The 20329-nt window shown below is 55.4% G+C and carries 10 protein-coding genes and 1 pseudogene; 5 read left to right on the top strand and 6 right to left on the bottom strand.

What is annotated here, in order from left to right; translation table 11 throughout:
- From I53_RS04955 to I53_RS30325, 5 genes are all read right to left on the bottom strand, one after another.
- Complete coding sequence (locus tag I53_RS04955) at positions 1-1482, bottom strand: UbiA family prenyltransferase (protein ID WP_043347354.1); 1482 nt, start codon at positions 1480-1482, stop codon at positions 1-3.
- 283 nt (positions 1483-1765) lie between these two features.
- A complete protein-coding gene (locus I53_RS04950; protein ID WP_210161563.1) occupies positions 1766-4174 on the bottom strand; it encodes a sialidase family protein in 2409 nt (802 codons plus the stop codon).
- A 381-nt stretch (positions 4175-4555) separates the two neighbouring features.
- Entirely contained in the window at positions 4556-5554 is a 999-nt protein-coding gene (locus I53_RS04945) for a glycosyltransferase (protein WP_043347339.1), read from the bottom strand.
- 65 nt (positions 5555-5619) lie between these two features.
- The gene (locus tag I53_RS30925; RefSeq protein WP_187294304.1) at positions 5620-6720 is read right to left on the bottom strand and encodes a glycosyltransferase; all 1101 of its coding nucleotides are present in this window, start codon (positions 6718-6720) and stop codon (positions 5620-5622) included.
- 180 nt (positions 6721-6900) lie between these two features.
- Complete coding sequence (locus tag I53_RS30325) at positions 6901-7863, bottom strand: WecB/TagA/CpsF family glycosyltransferase (RefSeq protein ID WP_251982224.1); 963 nt, start codon at positions 7861-7863, stop codon at positions 6901-6903.
- Positions 7864-9155: 1292 nt separating this feature from the next.
- On the opposite strand from I53_RS30325, the gene I53_RS30320 reads away from it, so the two are divergent.
- Positions 9156-9824, top strand: coding sequence for a sugar transferase (locus tag I53_RS30320; RefSeq protein WP_051044673.1), 669 nt, complete (start codon positions 9156-9158; stop codon positions 9822-9824).
- Positions 9825-9960: 136 nt separating this feature from the next.
- On the top strand, positions 9961-11040 hold the full coding sequence (locus I53_RS30920) for an SDR family oxidoreductase (RefSeq protein WP_148291069.1): 1080 nt from the start codon (positions 9961-9963) through the stop codon (positions 11038-11040).
- Between the two features lie 186 nt (positions 11041-11226).
- Here I53_RS30920 and I53_RS30315 read toward each other — a convergent pair.
- Positions 11227-11955: pseudogene (locus tag I53_RS30315) on the bottom strand (IS5 family transposase); the annotation flags it as partial.
- A 2591-nt stretch (positions 11956-14546) separates the two neighbouring features.
- Between I53_RS30315 and I53_RS30915 the strand changes: the two are divergent.
- The 3 genes from I53_RS30915 (at position 14547) to I53_RS34690 (ending at position 19349) form a co-directional block, all read left to right on the top strand.
- Positions 14547-15869: an O-antigen ligase family protein gene (locus I53_RS30915; protein ID WP_187294303.1), complete on the top strand. Its 1323-nt coding sequence runs from the start codon at positions 14547-14549 to the stop codon at positions 15867-15869.
- An 868-nt stretch (positions 15870-16737) separates the two neighbouring features.
- Positions 16738-18723, top strand: a complete 1986-nt coding sequence (locus I53_RS33010) for a hypothetical protein (RefSeq protein ID WP_148291067.1) — start codon at positions 16738-16740, stop codon at positions 18721-18723.
- A 470-nt stretch (positions 18724-19193) separates the two neighbouring features.
- Positions 19194-19349 carry a hypothetical protein gene (locus tag I53_RS34690; RefSeq protein ID WP_215490494.1) on the top strand — a complete coding sequence of 52 codons (156 nt, stop codon included), beginning with the start codon at positions 19194-19196 and terminating at the stop codon, positions 19347-19349.
- The last annotated feature ends 980 nt before the right edge of the window (positions 19350-20329 follow it).

Genomic DNA, 20329 nt, shown 5'->3' with positions numbered 1-20329 from the left:
TCAGACCGAAAAGCCCGCCCAAGCCAGCACGAAGCACATCGCGAGCGCACTGCCGGCCGTCAACGCCAGCCGGTCCGTCAGCGCGAAGACAACCGGATCATCCTGCAGCGTGCCGCGCTGGCACGCGACCCAGATTCGCCCCAGGATAATCGAAAGCGCCAGGGGGAAGCCCCAGAGCCATGCCACATCGCCATAGAAGGTCTGCTTGAACGCGTCGTCGATCACGTAGAACACCAAGATCAGGAGCGCGGACGTGCCCGCGGCGACACCGGCGGCCAGCACGAGGGGCAAATCCACTGCCACGTAGCCGCGTCCGTTGATCTGAGCCGCGCCGCGCGCCGTGGCACGGGCGATCTCGGTGTGGCGCTTCGCCAAGGCCAGTGAGGTGAACAGGAACATCGAGAACACGAACAGCCACGGCGAGGCGATGGCCTCCACCGCGGCGGTGCCCACCGCCAAACGAATCGTGAAGAGGCTGGCGAGCGTCAAGGCGTCGAGCAGGACCACCCGCTTGAGGTAGAACGAGTAGGCGAGCGTCAGCCCGGTATAGGCTGCCAACGTGAGAACCACCTTCGGGCCAGCCAGCGCGCCGAGCAGGAATCCGGCTCCCAGACCGGCCGGCACGGCGGCGAGGCCGTAGACGATCGGAAACTGGCCGCTGGCGAGAGGACGGTTCTTCTTTGACCAATGCCGACGATCGTCCGCGACGTCCCAGATGTCGTTGAGGATGTAGGTCGCCGAGGCGATCAGGCAGAGCGCCACGAAGCTGATCGCGAGCGATCCGAGGGCGGACGGGTCGAGGAAGCGGTTGGCCAGGACTGCGGGCACGAGAACAAGCGCATTCTTGGCCCATTGATGGGACCGCATGCTCTTGAGGAGCAGGCGACCGTAGGGCGGGCGCCGGAAGACGCCGGCGACGTCGGCTGCTCTGCCGGCCGCGCGCTCCACCCCCGGGGTGGCGCCGACCACGATCGCCTGCCGGGCGGCATGCCACACCGGCAGATCGGCGCGGCTGTCGCCCGCATAGTCGAAGCCGAGCGGGAAACGGCGGGCGAGCTCAGCCGCTTTGGCGGACCCTTTCAGATTCGTCTGCCCGTCGCTGGCGATGACGCTGCTGATGAACGGGAAGCGGCGGGCGATCTGGGAGGCCGTCACATTGTCGGTGGCGGTCGACATGTGAATCGGCCGGCCTCCCTTGGCCTCGGCCTCTGCGAAGGCGACCAGCTCGGGGTTTTCCGGCAGCGCCTCGATGTCGAGCGTGACAGCCTGGGCCATGCGCCGCTTCAGGTGGGCGCGGCCGCCCACGGCCCAGTAGAGCATGCGCAGGACGTTCAGCGGATCGGCCCGCACCAACGCAAGCGCCTTCTCGTAGAGGACATCCGTCCGCAGGAGCGTTCCATCGAGATCGAGGATGAGGGGAACCTCGCGAGACCCGAGTTTCGGCCAAGCCGGGTGCCGAACGGCCTCGCCCCCCGAAGCGATGTGCCCTGACAGCAAGGACCCGGCTCCCAAGCTCGTAGACCGACCATACTGAATCCGGCGGGTGAGATCGTGCAGAACAGATCGCATCATCACAGATCGAAAGCTCCGCTACCGATTTGAACAGGGCCACCTCAATCAGGACTGCTGAATTGCCGAGATCCATGTCCGGCTGGTCAGGTCCCGACCGAGATGACGATTTCCCAGCCGGAGACTCATTGCCGGAGTCGCCACAGCGCCGATCTTCGGGGCCACACGGGGACCGGAGAGGCCGCGTTCGCGGGTCTCAGCGCAGCGAAAAGCATTCTGCGTCCTCTCCGAATGCGTAGGGCTTCGCTTTGCAGTCGGCCGGTTCCCCGACCAGGAAACCGGACCCCATGTAACCCACGTAGACACGGCCGAAATGATCGGTGTCGGCGCCGAGAACAGTGACCTGATCCAAGCTGCCGACGGGGAAAGCCCCTATCTTCGTCCAATTCTCACCTTCATCAATCGATCGCCAGAATCCATATTCGCCATTCAGCCGACCGGATAAGAAAATTGTAGGATAACCTGCCTGATTTGGTCGACCAAAAGCGATATCATCCACTTGGCTGACACCGCGGATCGAGGTCCAGGTTTCCCCGCCGTCGCGGCTGCGCCTCAGGGGCGTCCCCGTTGCGTACGGGATGCCCGACGTGAAGAAGAGCTCGCCCGGTCGACCTGGCACGGCGCGGAGCTTCGCGGCGTACCCGGTGTTCGGCGCGATCTCACCCTTGAAGACGTGGCGCCAAGTCTCGCCACCGTCGCCCGTCCGCCAAAGCCCTTGGAGCCGCTGATTCGCCCCCTCCCCGCTGTGGACGAGATAGAAGACGCCGGGCCGCGTGCCGTCCGCCGTGAGTGTCTTCCGCGACAGGTATATGTGCGGATGTGAGCCCGTGAACGGAAGGGACTCGCCGCTCAGTACCACCCGTCGCCAGCTTCGGCCGAGATCTTTCGTGTAGAACGGAGCGCGGTTATAGGTCGGCTCCCAGACGATGTTGTTGGTGTCGCCGGCCGAGACCGCGATCGTACCGAACGCCATGCGCCAGGGGTCCTCGGGACGGGTCCCCGGCGGGGTCGGAAGCGCGGCGAATTTGGTCCAGCTGTCGCCGCCATCCAAGCTGTACCCGGCCAGCACGGCATCGCCGTCTTCCGAGCAGCAGGACGTTCGGGTATCGGACGCATTCGTCACGACGAATCGCGGATTGGCGGGTGTCAGCGCCACTTGCTGTGCTGCGATCAGCACACGCTCTTTCGGACCGTATGTCGTTGAGTACGCCGTCAGGTCCCGCTTGACGTGAATACCGAAATCCCAGACCGCAAACAGGGGGGCCTGCCCTGTGGCTTGGTTGACGTCGTTCGCGACGAGCTCCTCGATCCCCCGGGTCTGGCTGACCCACGTCACTGTCCGCGAAGAGTCGGAGAGGTCGGCGTAGAACACGCCCATGCCTGCGCCAGCCCAGAGCCGATCCTTCTTCACAGGATCGAACATGATACGGCTCATGGCGAAGTAGGACGCATTGCTCACGCGAAGCCATGGCGGGTCGCCGGACCCGACCCGGGACTCATGCGCCAGTCGTGTCCACAACCGTCCTCCGTCATTCGATCGGAACACCGTCCCGCTTTCATCGATGACGAGGATGCGTGAATCGTCCGGGTCGATCGCCACGGCTGCGAAGGGCAGGCTTGGCAGGCCTCCGTTGGATGTAAGGCTCTGCCATGCACCCCCGCGATAACGCCAAGCCATTCGTGTCTCGCGATCGACACCGAAGAAGGTCCCGTCGCGCGCGAAGGCGCCCTGCGTGAGAAGCGACGGCCCGCCCTGCCCGTCGGATGCCAGGCGGGAAAAGCTTCGGCCGCCGTCGGACGAGGCGAAAAGGCCGTTTCCGGCCGACATCGCCCAGACGCGCCCTGCGACTTGGCCGCCCGGTTTCTCGAACCACGTGATGATGCCGGGGCTCTGATGGCCGTCCTGCGCCGGGCGTAGATCCATCGCCGGAGGCACGGTCGGGATGCGTGACCACGTCACGCCGCCGTCATCGGTACGCCAGAGACCATCGGCCGGAGTTCCGACGAGCGCAACGTCCGGACGCACAGGGTCGACCGAAATGAACGGCCCGTAATTGCGGAACTCGCTATTCGGATCGAAGCCATGCTCGAACGGAGCTGTCGATGAGGCGGCGAATGACCGCCCTCCATCCCGCGAGGTAAGGACCCTTCCCTTCAGAGCCAGATAGATCCGGCGCGCGTCGGACGGGGCAACGACGACCTCGTACACCCCCTCGTTGAGTCCGTTCTGAACGTGAAACGTCGACGGCATCGACGCGGTGGTCACCAATTGGATCCACCGATTGGCCGTGTCGCTCCAGATATAAGCTCCGTACACATCCGCTCTGACGACGCGCGTCGACCCGCTGGCATCGGATGAGTATCCGGTTATGAATCCACCGCCGCCGATCTTCACCGGCCGCCAGAGATAGGTCTCCGCACGAGCGACGGGCAGCAGCACGAGCCCCCAAAGCAACAGGGCGAGACCGCGTAAAGACACGGACAGCGACAGGCGCATCATCGACGAGCTTCGCTGATCGAACGGCCGACGAAGCCTCCACATGCAATGCGCGACCGCAGATCGCCCGGTCATCTTCGGGTCCGCAAGACCGAGTTCAGCCAGCATCAACTCAACCAACATTGGCTGCAACCATGAACCCTCGTGCAGCAACGGACCGCCAATTGACCCAATCCCGGCACCACACGGGGATTTGCCAGACCTGTCGGTCGCCGGTCGATCCGCACCCGCTTCTTCCGCAGAGCATCGCGGTGTTCGGCCGCATCGCGAATTGAACCGAAGCGAACAATTGGCCTACCCCTGATTCAGTTATGGTCTGGACGCCCACAATCAGCCTCGCCTTCCCTTTTTCTCGATCTCCGAACTACGACCTTAATTACTTGAACACAGCCATCGAGACAAAGGCCGAGGTTTTAAATTCACGTCTTGAGCGAATGAGACATCAAGCCCGAATTTCCCCAAGATCAGCAACCGTGACTTGCCATTTATTCACCCCCTGATGATCACCGCCTCCAATCGTTCCGTCGGCGATCGGCGCGATGCGGCGAACCCCGCAAAAAAGCCGATTGCAACCGTGTTCCACGCCACGAACGAATATAGCCCGGCTTGCACTGAGCCGCGCCGCAGCATGAGAAACAGCACGGGTAGGACAATCGCCACGAGAAGGTACGCGAGGTAATGCCAGTCTGAGACTGCCAATATCGTCAATGTGAGAATTGCGGCCCACCAGATCACGACGACAGCGCATGTCCAGAACTGCGTAAGTTTAGAAAGCGCTTGCCGACCGCGAGGCCGGGCGAGGATTGCCCGAGAAACTTGGCCGACGCCGTTCGCGTAGCCAGATAGAAATCGAGCCCGCAGGAGCTTATAGCTTTCGGACGCATGCCCATAATGCACGACGGCAGGAACATCGAGCCGGGTGAGTTTCCAGCCATCCGCAATCAATCGCGAAGCGAGCTCAAATTCTTCAAATGATTTCAAATTTCGGTCTGCGAAATACCCGCTCTGCTTTACCGCCGAGACGCGATAAAGCCCCCCACAATCGAGACGGTCGATCAGACGAGGGTAATAAGCGCATCTCCTTTCCGCATTGATTTTCCGTGTGCGGAATTCATGGTTCTCGACATTCGCCTCTTCGACACGCCCCCCGACCCCGGCGAAATCCGGATGCGTCTCCAAAAATGGTATCGCACACGGCAGGAATGAACGATCGATCTCCATATCACCGTCGAGAAGGTAGAAGAACTCTCCGCGGGCGAACATATACGCGAGTTGGGCACCAGCGCCGCACGAGCGCTCGGCTGGATTCGCCAATTGGACGATCTTTACGTCGTACCGCAACGCAATCTCCAGCGTACCGTCCGTGGATCCGCTATCAGCGATCAAGACTTCACCACCGTACGGAGCGGCGGCCTCAAGCGCAGTTTCGATCGCCCGCCCGATCCGGGCGGCCTCATTAAAAACTTTAATCCCGATTGTGAGCTTCATTGCCAGTTCCGCATCGAAGGACTCTTTCGGACGAACGTTACCCATTCCTCGGGCGAAAACCGACGTTAAGACACAAGATCTTCATAGAGTGACATGGTTTTATCGAATGAAAGTGCTGCCGCGATACGTCTTGATCGCAAAGCCATATCCTCATAATATTCACGATCGAAAGACAATCGGTCAATCGAGCGGGCTAAGCCACGCTCATCGTCGAGATCAACTGAAATGCCGCAGTGTCGGCCGATCTCGTCAGTGATAAATTCCAATTGGACCGGGATATTCGAAACGACAAGCGGCAACCCAAGTTTGGCCGCTTCGATGAGTGCGAGGCTATGGCCTTCGAAGCGACTCATCTGCACGAAGACATCGGCCGCCGCGAGCACGCGAAGTGCGTCCTTGCGGCCCATGCGTCCGAGAAATTTTACCCGATCCGTCACACCGAGGCGGTCAGCCAGGGAACGCAATCTCGTCTCTTCAGGTCCATGCCCTATGATGCTCACAATCACGTTTGGCATGTACAACGCCGCTTTAATCAAGACGTCGTAATTCTTTTGCGCTGAGAGGCGGCCGAGGCTTATAACGCGAAAGGAGGCATCACCCCCGATGCGCGGTTGCCTCATCCGGGACAATTCCGAAAGATGCTGCTCGATCGCGGGAGAAAGCGCGTTGCTGATGACCCGCTGCTTTGATCGCAGCCAGCCCCGCTTCAAGTGATACGACGTCGCGACCGTCTTCGAGACACTGACCGACGCCGAGACGTTCGGCGGCATAGATGCATATCGATCAAGCCAGTTCATAGGCCATTTCAACGTATTCGCAGGTGTATGATGTGATGTAATAGCTCGAATGCGCCTGTAGGAAAGCAAAGCCGCCACGGGAACCAATAGGTTTGTGGCAGGCATCGCCGTCACGACACAATCTGGCGTATCCTTCCTGAAGAGCAGAACAAGATCTCTGATCAAACAGAGAAGACGAAGTGTCGATCGTGGCTTCTCGGAGACCATGTGGTGCCAAGCGACGTGTTCATCGCCAGCCATCGATGTGTCGGCACTCGGCCAAAGCGCGATGAGACGTGTCCGAAATCCCTTAGCCGCCAATCCAGCAGCCAGATCGCTCCACAGCTCGCCGACACCACCAGATGAGGAATGGTTGGCAAAGAAGTACACGGTCGGCTGCGACCGTATCGAGGCTTTCGGTACGGAACGCTGGATCGGCTCCGTCAACGTCACCGCAGCGCACATCCCAATCCGCCTCATTGATTGTCACCTAGCCCGGCACTTGGGCATGGGCCCGCTTCTTCTGTACATCGTCCACAATCAATATTCGGCCATAAATAACGTATTTAATCATTTCAGTGCCACTGATTCACGATAGATCGGCTCGTCTGACGTTTGGGTCAAAAGATAAAATATTGCGACGGGATTGGACCATAAATATCGTAAAAGTAATCGTCTCGGCTCTTGATATATCCTGTATAGCCATTCCAGACCGATATCCTGCATCCATAGTGGCGCTCGGGGAACATCCTCCGCGATGTGATCGAAGAGCCCGCCGCAGGTTCTGATCCAGGCCAAACCGCCCAATTTCTTCTGCCAGGAGCAGGCAATCTCTTCTTGCATCGGACTGCCTAGACCGAGCCATAAGACCTGCGCTCCGGTGCTAAGTATCTCAGAACAGATCTCATCCTCATCGGCGCGATTAAAATATCCGTCGCGGCATCCCACCACCTGCAGATCCGGAAAAATCAGCTTCAACTTCTGCGATGCCCGCAAAGCCACCTCAGGCTTTCCGCCGAGGAAGTAAAAACGTATGCACTTTTGGGATGCTAGATCGGCGCAGTCGTGGATGAGATCAGTCGTCGCTACCCGCTCGGGCAGCGGGCTTCGACAAAACAAGCGCGACGCAAAGACCAGCGATGCACCATCAGCATCGACGATTGAGGCTTTCGAAATAAATCTTCGGAAGTTCTTATCAAGATGAAATCTGGCAATTACCGATCCATTGGATGCAACGATTATTCTGGGTTCAACAAGATGCCCCAAAGCTGCCAAACGGCAATCCTCATCCATGCGCCGTGCCAGTTGTTTGCGCGATAGCAGTGCGGTCGGAATCCCGCCGACACGGATCAGCGACGTTTGCGGGCTCGACTCATCAAATAGCGCACCGTAAACCGGCCGTGGCTGGAGAGTGTTGTCGTCACGAGGGCCAGACACTTTACCCTCTGGCCGCACAACCACGGCCACGCGGTGCCGCCACTGAACAGCACCTGACCATTCGAAGTATGTCGACAGCCGGCCAAAATGCGACATCTCTACATCCCTCCTATATCATACGGGTGTAGGGCCAACACGGCATCTTAACAGTTCGTTAACCTATATCCAGCCGCTTCACGGAACGCAATACCGAATTCGACGCACAGGAATAGCGGTTTCGAGGCGCGCTTCCGCATCTATGGCAAGTGTCGATTGGATAGGTGGGAACCGCTTCAAATTCAGGCTCGAAAATAGCGGTTTTGCCAATGAAAGCAGCAAGCCAATACAATTTGAACAGCATCAGTGGCCGCATTGCCGGCACTGGACCGCTCGGCTGACGAGAAAAATCAACGGCCCCTCGGACGAGAAACCGTTTTCACCTCATCGAGCATGGCTGGAAAAATTCACGCATAGAATTTGCCCCTTTGACGCTGAAGGCAGAGCAATTGAGCCCCTCTGGCCGAGGCACAGGTCCACTGCACGACCTGCGTTGAAGCTTGCTTTCGACGACTGGAACGGCGCGATGCGACTCCACCCATTCATCAGGCTCGGGCGAATCTCATCGAAAACCTGCGGAGGGCGGGCCCTCCCCAATCCAACGCGGTTAGAAAGCGATATCTACTTTCCCATCTTTTGAGCTATCGCGACGACTAGGTCTTGGTTTTGCGGAACGCTCTTATAAAGACCTCGCATCATCAAAGCAGCGATAAATATCGCTCAGGATTTTATCGATCAAAATCATTAATCATTATGTTGCTCGTTTCTGCGTCGCCGCCGAATTGCAATCCGGTAGACTTTTGTAAATCGATCTTTTTACTACCAGAAGCCGCGCCTGCTGTCAGTACATCCGGCTGGTAAATGCAAATTAACGCTATTGCCAAGCGCTGCGAGAGTCGATATAGAGCATTCAGATACGATGCTTAGGTCGTGCACTGAGTTCAGGCAGTAGCCATAAATTTAAGAGCGGGCTGCCTGTTAGCGTGCGCCGCAGACTCTTGCCTGAGCGAATTCTGCGGACGCGTCGAGTAGCAAAGTCATTCGTACGGAATTTCAGAACTGCAAAAGCGCCGAGCTGCAGACTTCAACCGACGAAAGTCGATGCGTCTTTGTCGTAAGAGCACACGCCAAACCGTATGGCGCAAGATCAAGAATCGCAATCATACAACAACGCAATAAAATTAATTTTGGTAAAGTATTAGATATTTAGCTTACTGTGAAGGGCACAGTGTATGTGCAGAACGTTTTCCTATAGTCTTTATCAAGGAGGAGGAAATAAAGTCGGAGTTTCGCATCCGACACGCCGCTTTTACTCAATCGATTATTTGAAATAGATCGAGGAGGCTTAAGCGATGAGTTCTGCTGAAAACGGGTTGCTTGTGACCTCAGATCCTGGAGCTCGAGCGGGAGCTGACCACACATCCAATATTCGGCACGGCGCACATGTCGCAATCGATATGGCAGTTGCGGCAGCAGCCATCCTCCTTCTTATGCCACTCTTCATGTTGATCGCCATTTTGATATCACTCGACAGTCCTGGACCTATCATGTTCAGGCAAGAACGCACCGGACTGAATGGCCGTAGGTTCAATATATATAAGTTTCGTACGATGTACGTCCAAGAAAACGGGCCCATCGTCCTACAAGCGAGTCGCAGCGACGCCCGGGTAACTCGAATTGGGAAGTTTTTGAGGCGCAGCAGTCTCGATGAACTCCCGCAGTTGTTAAATGTTATTAAGTGTCAAATGGCAATCGTCGGGCCCCGGCCGCACGCAGTTTCCCACGATATCTATTACAGTAAAATAATACCAAATTACAATTCTCGATTTCATGTGCGCCCTGGTATCACAGGCTGGGCACAGATTAACGGGTCACGAGGCGCAACGCCCTGTGCTACGGATATGGAAAAGCGCGTTGCTCTTGATCTTTGGTATGTATCAAATGCCGGCCTTATGCTTGATGTCAAAATTGTTTTGAAAACAGTTTTAATGTGTCTTGTATTCAAATTGGATGCTTACTGAGAGCACAATCATTACGCCAGCGATATATTTAGGATGGCATCCAAAAGCTGACCGGATGCTATCTTTGTTGGGATTGTCTACACCCATTGACGCCTCTGCGTCATGAAATCCGAGAGCTTCGAGCGGGGTGTTCACGATGCAGAGGACGGTCGCTGTCACCGGAGCCGGCGGATATATTGGTTCTGTCCTCGTCGCACAGCTTCTCAAAAGTGGCTACCGCGTTCGCGCAATCGACGCGTTCTTTTTCGGGCAACAGTCGTTGCGTTGCCTTCGTGATCATTCCGCTTTGGAGATTTTACAATGTGACATCCGCCACTTTCCGCCAGGAGTTTTCGATTATTGCGACTCTGTGGTCGATATGGCTGCATTGTCGAATGATCCGTCCGGCGACCTCGATTCAGAACTCACGCGATCGATCAATGAGCGAGGGCGAATAGCGTCGGTGGTTCTTGCTGAAAGGTCCGGGGTCAAACGCTATATCTTCGCAAGTTCCTGCGCAGTCTATGGTGAACATATTGGAAGCGACGTCGATGAGGAATTCGCGCTTCGGCCGCTCACACTCTATGCAGAGACATGTGCAAGAGCCGAAGAAGCCGTATTGAGTCGTAATAGCTCGGTTTTTTCCACCGTATCCTTGCGTAACGGCACCGTCTTCGGCCTGTCGCCGCGGATGCGCTTCGACTTAGTCGTCAACAAGATGGCTCTTGATGCTTATGAGCTTAGCTGTATCAGTATAGCGGGAAATGGCGCACAATGGCGGCCTCTCATCCACGTCGATGACGTCGCGCGAGCTATTTTGTTTGCCCTGGATGCGCCCGATGCGGCCATTGCCGGTCAAGCGTTAAACATAGGTTATGAGAACTTCCAGATCTCAGAAATAGCTTATCAGGTCTGGTTAGCAAGCGAGTCTGCCCCCGCCGTCTCCTTCGTGGACGTCGGTGAGGATCGTCGAAACTATCGTGTTAGTTTTGCCAAAGCTGAAGAGCGACTCGCATTTCGGGCACATCGGTCGATCGGGAGCGCCGTGTCGGATATCCACGAGGCGCTCCGGGATGGGCGTGCCGGTAATGCCCTGTGTTGCCATACGGTCGAATGGTATCGTTCCCTGTTGGCGGAAAAGGGCATCGGTCTTGGATTCGCAAATCGGCATGTTAGCGGAAAGACAGGTTTAGTCGCATCAGCGGGCCCAAACCGAACGCGCGTTTCGGCACGCTGATGCGATCAAAGGCAGCCTAGAATCAACTGCTCAGGAGCCACTTTCCCGAGCCAAATCCTTATGGTTGGAAACGTCATTTGCTCGAGCTTGGCCACGGGCCATCAGTGACTGATGCCGCAGCGTTTCGAACAAACAGCCTAAGAGTCAGAGACCAAAGCGGTTGAGCTGTGTCCTGCAGATGAGGGCTTAGGCGAGCGTCGGCAAGGCGAGATGGATGTCAGAGCGTTGCGCGTAGCCGATGCTCAGTCGACGGACTGGGGCGAGCCAGGCCGCAGTTCGCTCCACGCTCCAGCGATGGCCTCCGAGATGCTGGCTGCTCTCGATGCCCCGTCGAGCGATCGATGGTGTGATGCCGCGGGTCCAACCCTCGCGTCGGCAGCAACGATGATCGTAGCCCTTGTCTGCCTGCAGCTCAATTGGTGTGCCTCGCGGGCGCCCCCGCCATCCGGTGCGCACGCCCGGCGCCGCGTCGAGGATCGCCGCCAGCATTCGGCAGTCGTGACAGCAGACACCGGTGAAGGTCAGGCCAAGCGGCGTACCCCGGGCATTCACGACGAGGTGGCTCTTCGTACATTGCTCCCACAGTCGGTCGAATTCCGGCCGGTTGCTCAGCCCTTTTTTTGCCGGCAGGCAGGCACTGTCGAGGGCTGCGCGCGCCCAGTCGAGCGCAGCGGCATCCTGAAGCTGCTCGAGCATCGCGCGGTGCAGAGCCGTCCAGATCCCAGCCACTTGCCACGCGCCCAGCCGCCGCCGCCAACTCGTCTTGCCGCTGCAGCTCATCTCAGAACGCTGCAGACGCTTCCCCTGCATGCCATCGCACAGGACGCTGATGCTGCCCGACAGCGCCGCCCGATCCGAGGCGCGCGGTCTCCTACCTGTCGGCTTCTCAGATTTGGATGACAGAAGCGGCTCAACCTCGCCTCAACCATGGTTGGATACAGAAGAATCCATACGCGGCCAACCCGCTCACCGCGGTTTTGTCAAGCGCTTTGACGCATTTTTGGTCGTCCAGTTCCCATCTTTGGAAGTATAATTGACACATATCGTATTTATTTCGATGTCTCTAATAAATAATTGTCAGGATGGAATTTTGCAGTGAATGCGGACCGTGCTTGAGTTTTATGAGTTGAATTGATAATCTGTCGGACTATGGCTAGCGATTGATGCCGCCGCTCAATCGTCAACACATAGTTTTGATCATTTTGCTCACCTAGTCTGGGGGAACGGGCCGACAGCGTTTAATTCGGATTGATGTTCAGCACCAATCCGATAAGATTGTCACTGTTTGACAAAGGTTTTCAATAGATTTCCGCATTCGCGTGGATCAGCCTAGGAAACCAACAATAATCGTCAGCCTTGTCCAAATCGATCACCGCCAAGATCGAATTTCTTGAATCACGAGCGAGCCAAAGCGACGCCATACCACTATTGATCTGCGAGCATTTATCGGAGCGATAACTGGAGATATGCGATATACCACCAAATATATGATGCTCGCGCAGAGCAGCAGCCCCGACGCAACGCATAGAGCCGCAATGATCAAACCATCACCGGCCCGAATCAATCGAGACCTTGAGCCATGCGTGCTGCGCTGAAATTCAAGAGCGGGCTGAGCTTGGCGCAAATCCGTACACTCTATTATTCAGGCCTTGGTTAACTACGCATATCTGATCCTCATTGTCGATACCGGGCCAACGAAAATTTTGACTCGACCGAGATCAGTCGAGTTTTCGCCTCTCTGCATGTCCCGCCGCGTGACATAGCGCTTCAGCTGCTTGGAATTGCCTAAACGATTGTCAAAGCAGATGGTATTCTGCCCGCCCGCAAGATTTTGAGGTAAGTCCCACGTTCTTGAGCACGAAGCGCTTAAAGTAAACGGAAAGGCTGGCTGGCGCTCGAATGGACGATGTTGTTCAATTGCGAGCCAGCTCGTCAGAGGTGACTTGTCGGTCGGCTCACCCGCGGCGTTGCGGATTGATCGCAGCGGCGCCCCAAGGATGAAGAATTTATCGGCACCTGGTGGCGCCGAGCGTCTCAGCCCCACATGGAGTCTCCTTCGACGGCAGCGACGCCGCTGTCATATGAACATCCAACCTATCCTGTGATACAGAGCGATCCGAGCGTTAACTGCGTCATCTGCGTGGCCGTTCGAGGTACGTCTCTGGCTGCCTACGCTCACCGAAAATCGATCTCCGCTCTGTTGTCGTCGCTGACACCCGCGCACGGTGCACCGGTATCGCACATTCAGTCTTGGCATCCTTGGCAGATTGATCGAACAGATTGCCGAATGAGGACCTCCGCTTGACGATCTCGCTTTGCGATCTCGGCATTGCTGACTTGCCGTTGCGTGGCTTGGACACGCCTTCGCGAAACTGCCGAGTTCCGCTCGCTTGTTGACGCCGCAGCCGCGAAGGCCGGCAGGCCCTCCCTCGCGGCGACGGATGTAACGCGCATTCGATCATGTGTGCGATGAGCGAGTACGGTTATCGGGTCCACGCCATTGCCGCTCGGGCGTAGACGGGGCGTCTCGACCAGTCCATCGTCATCGAGCTCAGACACCGGCCCAGGATCAGCGGACAGCATCGGAGCGATGGAATCCAAAACCGTCAAGCTCAGACATCCACCCAAACCTGCGCTCAGACAGATCGAAAGACTTAAGGAGGCGATGCGCCATAGCGTCGATGCCATTTCGGGCCCTCGTAAACGGAATCTAGCCGAAGCAAGATTGCTCGATGAGCGATCTCCGGTATAGGTAGTACGGTGTGATACGCTTACCGAATCAGGGTACGAGAGGCTGATCGAAATATCAGGTTCTTCTAAATCTACTGCTTTCGTATGAACGTGCAAATAAAAACGGATGCCGACGTTTTGGTACGAAAATGGCTCTCAAGGGAGATGCGACTAAGGCGCGGGCTAACATGGACCATCTTCTGAACAGGTGCCTTATATGTTCGATGCATTGAACTGAGGCGCCGCCGGTTTCGCTCGACGTGAAATAGATTTCAATTGTTGCGGCATCGCTTGCTGAAGTCTGGCTGTTTTCCTGTCTGCATTGAAGGGGGTCTTCAGCCCAATTAACGAGTTGCATTAGCGATGGATGAATTTTGATTTTACATTGTGCTAAGTTTCTAATCGAGATGATCCTTTCAGTGAAGGCAATAGGCCATGCCGATTTGGAAGGATAAGCGCCCACCGAATAAACATATAAGTTTAATTCATTCTGAACTGCTTTCTGCGCCAGCATCCGACCGTCGATTGATTTCAGAAAAACGGACGCGCACATCTTAAGACGTCGACCACTTTATCGAGTAAAATACTATCGAAGGCGCGAAAATGAGGAAATAATTTGATTTCAGGAGATCTCAACAACATGAGATATCAATTATTGCATGCCGGCATCAAAGGCGAAGCAGGGCCTTTAACGCGGAGCTTCCGCAATGAGATTTACTTCAGTTACGCTGTTTAAAAGCGGAGTAATTTCACTCTCATCGGATGAGAATAGGTTCATGCAGACAGCTTCACTCAGTGCCATCGACAGCAGTTCAAAATCATCTGGTCATGAAAGCCTCATGTCGATCGCTTTCTTTGCACTTTGCGTAATGGTCATCAGTGCACCAATCACCCAGGACGGGATGAGCGCGGGCACCACATCAATGACTGAGGGAAATCCCATCCGACAACTAGCATATGTTTTTATTTTATTATTTACGATGGTCGGAGCTGGCATTCATCGCGATTTTCGAGGCTTGTCCGCGCTTGCAGCAGACATTCGCGTTGTATTGGCGTACTGTTGGCTGAGTATCGTCTGGGCTATCGATCCGTCAATCGCGACCCGCCGTTTGGCCTTGACGACGATTGTGGCTCTTTCAGTTGCTATCGCTGTCAAGTCGCTAGGTGCCGCAAAGACTATTGCGCACGTCCGTATTGTATTAATGCTGGTAATCCTCGCAAGCTACGCGACTGTCTTGCTCTTCCCGAACATTGGCATTCATCAGCCCGAGGCGGGTCGGGATGCTGCTCTCATTGGTGATTGGCGTGGCATCTATCCCGAGAAAAATTTCATGGGTGCAATCTGCGCGATAACCGTGATCATTCTGTATTTTCGGGAGACAAAGCGTCTGCGCGTTTTGAATTGGATCTTTATCATAGCTGCATTCACATTTTTGATCAAAACAGGATCCAAGACTTCTACCGCACTCGTTTTACTGGCTCTCCTTATGGGCCATGCGTTTCGCGCCAACAATCATAGGGATTGGCCGCTTGCTTTCGCAGTTGCAATGACGGGCACGTTTTGTGTAGTGGTCATCCTGCTGTGGTATGGAGAATTGTTATTAGAACCTCTAGATCGCGATGACACATTGACGGGTCGTTCACAAATTTGGAGAGTATTGATAGCTTATATCTCAGATCATTGGCGATTTGGTGCCGGATATGGATCTTTCTGGTACATTGGATCCGCAAGCCCAGTTTATGATTACGCGAAAGGAGGAAGCTGGTTCGAAATTGCCTCTCAGGGGCATAATGGCTATTTAGATATCGCGTCGCAGATCGGCCTTCCAGGGCTGGCGATTACCTTGTATTTTCTAATCGTCAAGCCCGTTGCGAAACTTTTGAGCCATTCGGAATACAATAACAATGCAGGCGCTTTATACATGGCTTCATTTGTCTTTTTGGCGGGCCACAATTTCACAGAATCCACACTGCTCGCCCGGGACCACATTCTTCAGTTTCTGATTGTCGTCGTCATTTCTATGATGAACACGGTTAATTATGAGTGCGCGCAACATCGATATGGTACTTCCACTGAGAAAGTCAGCTTTATTTGTTAGAATCATTACTTAGAAACAAAATGTTGTGAATCGAAAAATTACATCGGCTAATCGAGTATTAATTCCACAGCGCGCCTTGAGTTAGTCTAGTTGTAGAGAGCGACAAGCCTTGATATGATTTTATGACGCGTATTAGATCCAATATACCATAGTCAAACTCGTCTCTTCACACTGACGACCAGCGTGGTCTGTATCGAGGTGTCTTGGCTTGATGACCCCAAGTTGGACCCAAGTGAAGCTAAAAAGCGTTCCCGAAAGCGTCGCAAGCACCATCGAACCTAGCGCTTCCTTCGCATCTGACCTGTCTTGAGCGGCGGCAGCTCATACGTTCGAACCAACACCGAGCGCGCTTTCGCTCATTCGGAGCCGACAGGAGCTGGCGCGCAACACATGCCCGCGCCTAGCCCATTACGGGGATCGGGAGAGTCGGGTCACTCGCCTCGGGTAGTCCGCCACCGAGAAAAACCGCTTCGGCGAGTTCGTTTCAGAGAGTATTTTTGGCTTTCCTCTCCGTCACGCCCTGATCAGACGTTCGCCTCTAAAGTGGAAGGACCTGACCCATGATTTTTCGTTTGAGTTTCTTTGTGCTGAGATACGCTCACGATTATCGAATTTATCCCGCTAAAACCTTGAAATTCTACTGCGTTCCGATAACTTGATATGATAGATCTGATCATAATACAATTTTGCAAACTTACTTTCCGTAAATTCCCTTCACCGCGATTACGTTGACTCTTTCATCAGTATCGACATAGCGCGCGTCATGTCCACTGAATTAAGTACTCGGTACGGCCATTGTACGAATTTGCGCTTTCGTGCCTTTTGCTTATAATATTTCGCTGTAAGCGCAGTCCCTTCGGAAGGCATCATGGCGGCGATGGCGACAGAAGCTGTGAATGTGCTCCTTGCTGGATCGTTGGCGATAGCCCCGGGACTTTTATTGGTTGCCCTGCTGGCTGAGGTAATTCCGATACGATTGAGAGTCTTAGCAGCTTTCGTGCTATCTCCCGGGCTTTTGTCTCTAGAGCTCCCGATTGCAATATCAGTCGGGTTAGACTTCAAGCAATTTTCCTACTTAGCAAGCTTATTGAACGTATTCGTAGCTACAATTCTTCTTTTTTACCGTCGCCCGAGACTCAGCCCCCGTGGCATCGGATACCCTGCGCTTTTAGCTTGCGCGTTGACGATCCCGATCATCGTCACCGTTCTGAGTCAGACATTCCGAACGGATTACGGTTGGCATAACATGATGCAGGTTGCGGCTATACAGCAACTCAATCGGCTACCTCGATTGCCCGAAGAGTTCGAGATGGCGGGCTTTCGGCTAAATTATGGCTGGGTTGGATGGGCGCAGCTAGGGGCCATTTCTAATCTAATCCAAATTTCACCGACAAGGCTTTTTCTACCGGTAAACATACTCCATTTCATATCGATGTTTGTCTTACTCGTCGAATGTTCAGTGTTATTTCTTGGACGGCGTCGCGCCCCGCTGATCATAGCCGCAAGCACTGCAGTGGCACTTCTAGCTTCAGGTCTGCCTGATATTATACTAGGCATATTTAGAAGAGAGTATCATGCATTGGGAGACGCGCGAATAACGCCGATGATGGAAAAGATACAGAATATGGACACGATGGTCTTCGGGCTGTCTTCATTTGCCTTGATGGTCTTTGCCGTATTGGCCTATCTAGAGTTCAAGAGGCTTTCATTTCTCATCCTCGCGACTCTATCGTCTTTAGCAAGCGGTTTGGTCTATCCTTTGTTTCTGCCCTCGTGCATGGCCGTTTTCGCTGCGTTGATTGCCTATGAAATTCTGCAACAGATCCGTGGTATGAAATCGTTCGATAGGTGGGCTTTTATAAGGATTTGCCTTATTAATTTACTTTGGATCGCGAGTTTTGGCTTGGTTGTTCTATATGGTCTCTTTCTGGGACGAGATTCTGAAGTCCCTCCGTTCAGCGTCATGCAGCTTCGTGACTTTCCCCTTCAATTCGTCAGATGGGGATGGATCTATTGTGCGATTGACTCAATATTGCTTTTGACAGTCATATTTCGACGAAAAAGGCTGTCTTGGTCGCAATCATTCTTCATCGTTGTGTCATTTGGCCTGCAATTTGCCTACGTTGTAATCGCGGTTCGCGACGGCGTCGGATATAAATTTCTCTTCACAGCTTTATTATTTTCGGCACCTGTGGTCGCAGCTGAAATTTCACGGTGGGCGGGCATCGGATCGCGGTCATTTGTCCTCGCGGGCGTCTTGATCGTTCTGTTTTTGTCGTGCGTTGTCTACGAATTTCCTCGCTGGACCAATCCCGATTTGCGCTTCGCGAACCCCTTGAACATTTATGCGTTGGAAGTCGCGCCTGAACCCAATGAGATGCCATCCTGGCTCCAGGTGGTCCGCGAGAAAGCCCCGCCGGATGCCGTGCTTTTTACTGCGCCCGACGAGCGACCTCTCGCGGTGTTTTCCGGGCGTGCCCTATACGTGTGTGGTGATGTTCCGGTTCCGACGTCTCGCGCCGGATACTCGATGAATTGCACCCGTGAACTCACGTCTGTGAAAGGCTACTCTCCGAAGAAGGTGGCTGACAGAATGGAGCTTCTAACTCTTGCACTCAAAAAGGAGATCAGTGAAGCTGAGGCTGAGACGTTGATGAAAGCGTTTCGAGCGTTAGACCGGCCGATGATTTTCCATACAAGCGGTTTTTCAGGATTTACGCGATGGCTCAGGGAGAAAGAAGTTGGACGACCAATTTTCGTTTCCGAGACGGACGTCGTCTGGTCGATCGACAAAGCTCGCGCCGGCTCCGATCCCGCTGACAGTTCGGCCTCCTATAGCCACGGGCCAACATGAATTGAGCCGGTGCGTATGAGCGCGAAATTTGAACTGCCGCCTCGGGAGCCATCGAACGGCTGCGGCTTCGGATCGCCTGCAGTTCGAGGCCCGGAAAGTGGAGGGCCTGCCGGCAAGGCTGCATGGTCAACAAGGCCTCTAAGCCCGCATTCCACTTCCGCCAGCCGGGAACATGTGAGCGCCCCGCAAGGAGGATCGATGGCCCGCTCCTGTTCGGCCGCTCGTTCGGAGCTGGAAGGCGTCGACGTCCTTTGAGGAGCAGGGCTACGCAATCCGCTCCGGCATCGGCATGGGCGGATCTTGATCGTGCAGAGATCAGTACCTGTCGCCCGGGCTCACACCATCACTCGTTTCGAGATCGTCGCCAAAACTGGGAGCGCTCCCGCCCTGTCGGTTGGGAGCGTTCGTGGGAGCCGGACGAAGGGGCGCCGTCCTCGCTACTGTGGGTCGCATAGCTGCAGGCCGCCCCGGTGGACCTGCCCTGCCTGCCGGACCTCCAGGCCCGGCAGGCCCTCGTGGGCCAGCAGGCCCCGGCGGGCCAGCGGGTCCCGGTGGGCCCATGGGACCCGGCGGGCCGGCGGATCCTGGCGGCCCGCTCGGCCCTGGTGGCCCGGGAGGGCCGATGATGGCCGTTCTGGATGTTGCTGTTCCGCTAAACTCGGACGGCTTGGTGCCGTCCATCCTGTCGCCCTGTTCGACCCTGTTACTGTGGCCGGTCGCGGCAGCGGCCCCGGGCGGTCCTGGAGGTCCCGCTGGTCCTTGCTCGCCGCAATTGGCCACCACGATCTTACGCTCTTGTCGCGTCGTGCGCAGGGTCGCGATGCACGTCGCTGGATGATAGATCACGCGGAATTCAAAATATCCCCGATGGTCGATCTGACGGTAAAAACGGCCATCTAGACTGATATCAGCCTCTTTCTCGTCGGAATAGCCTATAATCCAAAGTTCTCCGCCAGTTATCTTGGCGTCCGCCACTCCGATATCGGCAATCGCTTCCGATATCGGCGCGAAATAAATTATTGTTGATGAAATAAGTACGAGAAGTTTCCCGTTGGTAGCCATAGCTGATTCCATGATACCCGGGCAACCAATATATTCACGGATCGATTTTGGGCAATGATCGCGCCCGAATTCGTGTGATCGCAATTCGTCTAGAATATATACCTGATATTGAGTCGCTCACAAGCGCACATTCCCGATAAAGCCAGACGATGAATTTTCGGCCACATCCGGTGCCATTGGGGAGATTTTACTACTAACAAATATTGCCATGTACTGGGTAAAGATCGCATATGCCTTTCGCGCGGCCAGGCCTCGACTCCGAGGACGACACGGTCTCCATCGGCGAGGGCGGGCGAAAACAATCTCGGGATCAAGGCGTCGTGCTCGTCCGCTGCCGCCGGTTGTGCAAAATCGATCTGGCCCTTCCCGAGCAGAAACGCGGCGCGGCGGCACTTTAGATCTCGGGTCATCGCCGCCTCGATATCAGGGCGGCTGCCCCCCAACGCGGCTCGCTTGAAATGACGACGTTGCTCTTCACGAATGCCAACCAGCGCCTCTTCAAGCTAAGGGAGAAAGAACAAGAGCGTGCTGGGGTGCGCAAACG

Origin of the sequence: Methylobacterium sp. B1, from assembly GCF_000333255.1 — a bacterium.
In the GTDB taxonomy this organism is placed as follows: Bacteria; Pseudomonadota; Alphaproteobacteria; order Rhizobiales; family Beijerinckiaceae; genus Methylobacterium; species Methylobacterium fujisawaense.
Note: the sequence above shows the minus strand (reverse complement) of the source record. Positions and strands in the feature narration are given on the sequence as shown.